Source organism: Ligilactobacillus equi DSM 15833 = JCM 10991, from assembly GCF_001435735.1.
In the GTDB taxonomy this organism is placed as follows: Bacteria; Bacillota; Bacilli; order Lactobacillales; family Lactobacillaceae; genus Ligilactobacillus; species Ligilactobacillus equi.
Genome location: NZ_AZFH01000003.1, coordinates 60,491 through 66,707 on the forward strand (window position 1 = coordinate 60,491; position 6,217 = coordinate 66,707).

7 protein-coding genes are annotated in these 6,217 nt (G+C 39.7%); 5 read left to right on the forward strand and 2 right to left on the reverse strand.

Features of this window, described 5'->3' with window-relative positions:
- Positions 1-85 precede the first annotated feature (85 nt).
- The 4 genes from FC36_RS01180 to FC36_RS01195 all read left to right on the forward strand — a co-directional run bounded on the left by FC36_RS01180 (position 86) and on the right by FC36_RS01195 (position 3,735).
- Positions 86-769, forward strand: coding sequence for a uracil-DNA glycosylase (locus tag FC36_RS01180; RefSeq protein ID WP_023859140.1), 684 nt, complete (start codon positions 86-88; stop codon positions 767-769).
- A 13-nt stretch (positions 770-782) separates the two neighbouring features.
- Positions 783-1,772, forward strand: coding sequence for a phosphate acetyltransferase (gene pta / locus FC36_RS01185; RefSeq protein WP_025020427.1), 990 nt, complete (start codon positions 783-785; stop codon positions 1,770-1,772).
- Between the two features lie 17 nt (positions 1,773-1,789).
- Complete coding sequence (gene tsaE / locus FC36_RS01190; protein WP_023859142.1) at positions 1,790-2,257, forward strand: tRNA (adenosine(37)-N6)-threonylcarbamoyltransferase complex ATPase subunit type 1 TsaE; 468 nt, start codon at positions 1,790-1,792, stop codon at positions 2,255-2,257.
- A gap of 98 nt (positions 2,258-2,355) precedes the next feature.
- The gene (locus FC36_RS01195) at positions 2,356-3,735 is read left to right on the forward strand and encodes an amino acid permease (protein WP_025020426.1); all 1,380 of its coding nucleotides are present in this window, start codon (positions 2,356-2,358) and stop codon (positions 3,733-3,735) included.
- A gap of 26 nt (positions 3,736-3,761) precedes the next feature.
- Here the strand turns inward: FC36_RS01195 and FC36_RS01200 are convergent, their stop codons facing one another.
- Positions 3,762-4,301, reverse strand: coding sequence for a 3'-5' exonuclease (locus FC36_RS01200; RefSeq protein ID WP_023859144.1), 540 nt, complete (start codon positions 4,299-4,301; stop codon positions 3,762-3,764).
- Between the two features lie 98 nt (positions 4,302-4,399).
- Between FC36_RS01200 and murB the strand changes: the two genes are divergently transcribed.
- Positions 4,400-5,305: a UDP-N-acetylmuramate dehydrogenase gene (murB, locus tag FC36_RS01205; RefSeq protein ID WP_023859145.1), complete on the forward strand. Its 906-nt coding sequence runs from the start codon at positions 4,400-4,402 to the stop codon at positions 5,303-5,305.
- Between the two features lie 55 nt (positions 5,306-5,360).
- On the opposite strand, the gene FC36_RS01210 is transcribed toward murB, so the two are convergent.
- Entirely contained in the window at positions 5,361-6,038 is a 678-nt protein-coding gene (locus FC36_RS01210) for a DUF1361 domain-containing protein (RefSeq protein WP_025020425.1), read from the reverse strand.
- Positions 6,039-6,217 lie beyond the last annotated feature (179 nt).

The window sequence follows — 6,217 nt, forward strand, 5'->3', positions numbered from 1 at the left end:
GTAGCACGATAAAGAAAAGTTGGAAACTTTTGTTAAATCGCTTACATGAGAAAGATAATATGATAGAATGACTATGAGGTGCTTTATGAAAACAATTATCCACAATGATTGGCAAGAAGTTTTACAGGCTGAATTTGCGAGTGAATCTTATCGAAAGTTACATAATTTTTTGAAAGAAGAATATCGTACCCAAAAAATTCATCCTGATATGTACCATATTTTTACAGCTTTTGAGTTGACGCCCTTCCAAGATGTTAAGGTGGTCATCTTGGGACAGGACCCTTACCACGGTCCAAATCAGGCTCATGGTTTGAGTTTTTCAGTTTTACCAGGTCAGGCAATTCCGCCGTCACTGCAAAACATCTATAAGGAGCTAGCTAGTGATTTAGGAGTTATGCCGGTCAATCATGGCTATTTGGTAGACTGGGCGAAACAAGGCGTGCTGATGCTTAATACGGTGTTAACTGTTCGAGAGGGTCAAGCCTTTTCTCACCAAGGTCGGGGTTGGGAAAAACTTACTGATGCAGCCATTTCGGCCTTGTCAAATCGGAAACAACCTGTTATCTTTGTTCTTTGGGGGAAGGCTGCTCAAGACAAGATTAAGCTAATTGATACCAAGCGTAATATTATTATCAAATCAGCACATCCTAGTCCTTTATCAGCTTATCGTGGATTTTTTGGTTCTAAGCCCTTTTCTAAGGTAAATGCGGCCTTGGAAGCCATGGGACAAGCACCAATCAACTGGCAATTGCCAGCACATGTTAAATAAAGGAGTTACAGTTATGGATTTATTTGAAAGTTTAAAAGCTAAAATTAGTGGAAAAAATATCAGTTTAGTATTTCCTGAAGGTAGCGATGTACGAGTAGTAGAAGCTGCGATTCGCTTAGCGCAAGATGATTTAGTGAAGCCGGTGGTTTTAGGGGCTCAAGATGTCGTTAGCGCTACGGCGAAAGAGGCCGGCTTTGAGTTACCAGCTGACTTAGAAGTTTTAGACCCTAAGACTTATCCTCAAGCTGACTTTGATGAGATGGTTGCGGCTTTTGTAGAACGCCGTAAGGGTAAGAACACGGAAGAACAAGCGCGTCAAATGTTACAAGACGAAAACTATTTTGGGACCATGTTAGTTTACATGAAAAAAGTTGATGGCCTAGTTTCTGGCGCTATTCACCCAACTGGTGATACAGTGCGTCCAGCCTTACAATTGGTGAAGACCAAACCTGGTGTGAGTCGGACCAGTGGAGCCTTCTTAATGACGCGTAACAATGATACTGAACGTTACTTATTTGCTGATTGTGCGATTAATATCAATCCTGATGCCCAAGCTTTAGCAGAAATAGCGGTAGAAAGTGCCAAAACAGCGCGTCTCTTTGATATCGACCCTAAGGTGGCTATGTTGAGTTTTTCAACTAAGGGTTCTGCTAAATCAGATGAAGTAACTAAAGTGCAAGAAGCTACTAAGATTGCACAAGAGTTAGCGCCGGATGAAGCAATTGAAGGTGAATTACAGTTTGATGCATCCTTTGTTGCTGAAGTTGCTGCACAAAAAGCACCAGGTTCCAAAGTAGCAGGTCAGGCTAATGTCTTTGTTTTCCCTGAATTACAATCTGGAAATATTGGTTACAAGATGGCCCAACGCTTTGGTAATTTCAAAGCTGTTGGTCCTATCTTACAAGGGTTAAATGCGCCAATCTCAGACTTATCGCGGGGCTGCAGTGCTCAAGAAGTTTACGATGTTTCTCTGATTACAGCGGCGCAAGCATTACAAGATTAATAGGTGGATAAAATTACATGGAGTTTATTGTAAATAATAGTCAAGAAACGCAAAACATTGCGCAAAAATTAGCGGACTTAGTTCAAGCCGGTGATATCATTCTATTGACGGGTGATTTAGGTGCAGGTAAAACGACCTTTACTAAGGGATTAGCCAAAGGTTTAGGAATTAAGGCCAACATCAAAAGTCCAACATTTACCCTGATTCGTGAATATCATCAAGGACGCTTACCCCTTTATCATATGGATGTTTATCGCTTAGAAGAAGTGGGGGGCGATGAGCTTGGCTTAGAAGAATATTTTAATGGTGATGGCGTCAGCGTTGTTGAGTGGGCAAAGTTTGTGGCTGATGAAATACCTGTTGATAATTTGGAAGTAATTTTTACGAAGGATTCAGAAAATCCGGATTACCGTAAGTTAAGTTTCTTAGGTCATGGTTCACGTTCCCAAGCGCTCGCCCAAGCCCTTAGTCAAAGCTTGGCTTAAGAATAAACTCATAAAAGTCTCATTTTTTAAGGAATGAGGCTTTTTTAGGTACGTTCCGTGTTATAATAATCCCATTCTAGTAGAAAGTGGGGTGGCTTATGGCAAGTACTACAGAAAATAAGCGCCATTTAGAAAGAAAGATGGAGGCCCGCCACATTCAAATGATTTCTCTGGGCGGTGTAATAGGGACCGGATTATTCTTATCTTCGGGTTACACTATTCATCAGGCTGGACCGGTTGGTACGATTTTAGCCTATGGTTTTGGTGCCATCTTAGTTTATGCGGTCATGTTATGTTTAGGAGAACTATCCGTGGCTATGCCCTATACCGGTTCTTTTCATGTTTATGCTAAGGATTTGATTAATCCGTCTGCAGGTTTTGTGGTGGCTATTTTATATTGGTTAACCTGGACGATTGCCTTAGGCTCGGAGTTTACCGCCGCAGGAATAATCATGCAAAATTGGTTTCCCGAAATTCCCGTGTGGATTTTTTCTTTAATTTTTATTGTTCTAATTTTGCTCTCAAATATCTTTACCGTCCGTATTTTTGCAGAAAGTGAATTTTGGTTGGCAGCCATTAAGGTTTTAGCGATTGTCGCTTTTATCTTCTTAGGAAGCTTAACGATTATTGGTTTAATTCCTTTTAAAGGCTTGGATTATGCACCAGGATTAAATAACTTAGTCAAAGATGGATGGTTTCCAACTGGTTTTGGTGGTGTCTTTACCACGATGCTGACCGTGAACTTTGCCTTTTCTGGGACGGAATTAATCGGAATTACGGCTGGTGAAGCCAAAGATCCTGAAAAAACTTTACCTAAGGCAATTCACACCACCCTTTGGCGGTTGGTAATCTTCTTTATCGGTTCTATCACTGTTATGGCAGCGTTAATCCCTTATAAGCAAGCGGGGGTAACCCAAAGTCCCTTTGTCCACGTTTTTTCCATGATGGGACTTCCTTATGCGGCTGATATCATGAATTTTGTAGTTTTAACGGCAATTATTTCGGCAGCTAATTCCGGATTGTATGCTTCCACGCGGATGCTGTGGTCTTTAGCCAATGAAGGTACCATTCCCAAAATTTTCGCCAAAACCAATCACAAAGGAACTCCTATGGTAGCGGTGGGAGCTTCCATGCTAGGCGGGATTTTATCGCTGTTATCTAGTATTTATGCAGCTGATACAGTTTATCTAGTTTTAGTTTCAATTTCAGGTTTAGCTGTGGTGATTGTCTGGATGGCGATTGCTTATTGTCAGATCTTATTTAGGCAACGTTTTTTAACCCAAGGAAGGTCAGTGTCAGATTTGAAATTTAAGACGCCACTTTATCCCTTTGTATCTTGGTTTGCTTTTATTGCCAGTCTCCTATCTTGTTTGTTGCTTTGGTTTGATCCTTCACAAAGAGTGGCTTTGTATTGGACGGTTCCGTTTGTTTTCATTGCGTATGTCGGACATTTAGTTTATGAGAAAATAAAAAAATAAGTCTAACTTTTTGACGGAAGTTAGGCTTATTTTGGGTAAACTTTGACAAAACTTTCTAATTGATTTAATCCGAATTCTTTTTCTTGATGGAGAAGGATTTTAGCACAAGCTAGCGCATCATCATTGGCGTTGTGGTGATGATCTAAACGAATATTTAATTCTTGACACAGGGTATCTAATTTGTGGTTGGGGAAGTTTTGGTAGAAGTGTTTGCTAGTTTTAACAGTATCTAAAATGTTGAAACGGGGCACTTCGAGCCCTTCTTTGAGTAAGCAATGTTTTAAGACGCTACAGTCAAAAGGCGCATTGTGGGCGACTAAGAGGTTTTGATTATAGAAAATACCGGCGATGTGAGGCCATAATTGTCCAAAAGTCGGTGCTTGGGCTACATCTTGTGCGGTGATACCGTGGATTTGGGTGTTACGCCAGTGAAATTCACTTTCAGGATTGATCAAAGAATAAAACGAATCAGTGATTTGATTATCTTCGACGACAGTTAAGGCTAAAGAACAAGCGCTATTCCGTTTAGCATTAGCGGTTTCAAAATCAAAAGCAATGAAATTCATAAATTTTCCTCCAAAGATTATTCTGGGAGGTATTTTAACATATCTAGACGGAAAAATGTTAAAATTAGGTCAGAATAAATTTTGAGAGGTCGTCAAAGATGAGTAATATTGGTCGAATTTTAAGTGAAAAGTTTCCGAATAGTCAGGTCTTAAGTAACCACCCCCTCGCGGACTTTACCCACACGAAAACAGGTGGGCCCGCAGATGCCATTATCTTTCCTAAATCTGTGGCGGAATTACAAGCGATTTTGGCTTTTAGTCAAACCCAACAATTACCACTAACAGTGTTAGGAAATGCTAGTAACTTAATTGTTAAAGATGGCGGAATTGAAGGCTTAGTAATTTTCCTAACAGAGTTAACGGAGATTACCTGCCAAAATAATATCATTTCAGCGCAAGCGGGAGCGACAATTATCCATACTAGTGAATTTGCCCAAGCTCATGGTCTGTCAGGTTTAGAATTTGCCAGTGGGATTCCAGGAAGTGTCGGTGGCGCAGTCTTTATGAATGCCGGGGCTTACGGTGGTGAAAGTAAAGATGTGATTGAATCTGTTTTAGCAGTCAGTCGTGATGGGCAACTTAAAGAATACCAAAAAGCAGATTTAGATTTTGGTTATCGCCACAGCATATTCCAAGAAAATCAAGAAATTGTCGTGCAGGCTAATTTCCGCCTAACACCTAATGATAAGCAAATTATCCAAGCCAAAATGGACGATTTAAACTATCAAAGAGCATCCAAACAACCTTTAGAATATCCATCTTGTGGAAGTGTCTTTAAACGTCCTGTGGGACATTTTACAGGTAAATTAGTGCACGATGCAGGATTGCAAGGTTATCAAGTTGGTGGGGCACAAGTTTCCAAAAAGCATGCGGGTTTTATTGTTAATGTAGATCATGCTAAAGGAAGTGATTACCAAAAGGTGATTACTCACGTACAAGATGTTGTCAAAGAAAAATTTAACGTGCAACTAGAAACTGAAGTACGAATTATTGGGCGTGACTAAAGAAGACATCCTTCGTTAGGGGGATGTCTTCTTTAAATATGAAACGGTAAATATCTTATTTTTGGCAATCTGTTTCGTACTTGTTTAGGCCATGGCGGTATAAGGTCATGGCGACCCAAATAATGAATTGAATGATGAACATAAAAATGACAAAGATCAGCATCCGTGGGGTCCACATGGATAAAATTTCATCGGTAACCCATTTGGGATTGATAAAGAGATAAGCAGTGTGAAGTCGTAAAAAACGACCAATATAAATTCCGATTGATGAAATAACGAGTAAAATGACAACGATTAAAAAGTGCCAAAGAGGTTGTTTTTTACCCCAGCGTTTTTGTAAGGTGTCTGTCACGTAATCAATTGACCAATTACCCAAAAGGCTGCAGGCCAAAGCACTGGCAACTAAATTAATAAAAGCTAGCCACATGTGCAAATTCATGGTCATCAAGCCGGTTTGTGGGTCATAAGGATTAAAGCGTGCCAAGTGGAATAAATCGGTAAGCACATAAGGTGCATTAGGATAAAATAAGAGCCATACAATAAAGAGTAAAGCATACAAAGCTTTGGGCTGCTTTTCATTCATGTGAAAGGCGACTTCCAAAGGTATATAGGCTAAAAAGGTATTTAAGAGTAAAAAACTATAAAATGAATTGTGTTTGACCACGGTCAGATAAATGTAAAGCATGTATATGTAAAAAAGTATGCGGATGAGCCACTTGTTTTTGCGTGCCATGTGAAGTCCTCCTCAATAATTACTGATAAGTCTATTTTAGCAAAAAATATTTTTAAAGAAAAAAGGTAAGTCCTTTGAAAACGAATTCATTTGTGAATTTTATAAATCCTTAAGACTTCAGGTAATTTAATGAAAAAGGAGCGTAAATCCCCCTACTTTAGTGGGGGGATATAAGCTCC